This is a genomic window from Streptosporangium sp. OZ121, assembly GCF_051918885.1.
Taxonomy (GTDB): Bacteria; Actinomycetota; Actinomycetes; order Streptosporangiales; family Streptosporangiaceae; genus Streptosporangium.
Window position 1 is genome coordinate 1 of sequence record NZ_JBPXMC010000103.1, and the last position, 666, is coordinate 666.

At 72.2% G+C, this 666-nt stretch carries 1 protein-coding gene; it reads right to left on the reverse strand.

Features of this window, described 5'->3' with window-relative positions; all coding sequences use genetic code 11:
• Positions 1-666 (reverse strand): beta-ketoacyl reductase (locus tag ACTOQ1_RS42905; protein WP_440074379.1); only part of this gene is annotated, 666 nt, incomplete at both ends.

The window sequence follows — 666 nt, forward strand, 5'->3', positions numbered from 1 at the left end:
GCGGCGTCGAGCAGGGCGAGTCCGTCGGGGATGGACAGGGGTTTGACGCCCGCTCGTTCCATCCGTCGCAGGTCGGCTTCGCCGAGGTCGCCTGCCATGCCGCCGGAGGCCCATAGTCCCCAGGCCAGTGAGGTGGCGGCCAGGCCTTGGGCGTGGCGGTGGTGGGCCAGGGCGTCGAGGTAGGCGTTGGCGGCGCCGTAGCCGGCCTGGCCGGCGCTGCCCAGGACTCCGGCCAGGGAGGAGAACAGCACGAAGGCCGACAGGTTCAGGTCTTGGGTCAGTTCGTGCAGGTGGCGGGCGGCGTCGGCCTTGGGTCGCAGGACGGCGTCGATGCGTTCGGGGGTGAGGGAGGCCACGATGCCGTCGTCCAGCACTCCGGCGGTGTGCACGATGCCGGTCAGGGGGTGCCCCGGTGGGATCGAGGCGAGCAGGTGTGTCAGGTGCTCGCGGTCGCCGACGTCGCAGGCTTCGATCGTGACCGTGGCGCCGAGTTCGGTCAGTTCGGCGGCCAGGTCGGCGGCGCCGGGCGCTTCGCTTCCGCGTCGGCTGACCAGCAGCAGGTGTTTGACCTGGTGGGTGGTGGCCAGGTGTTTGGCCACGACCGCGCCCAGCCCGCCGGTGCCGCCGGTGACCAGCACCGTGCCCTCCGAACCGAACACCGACCGC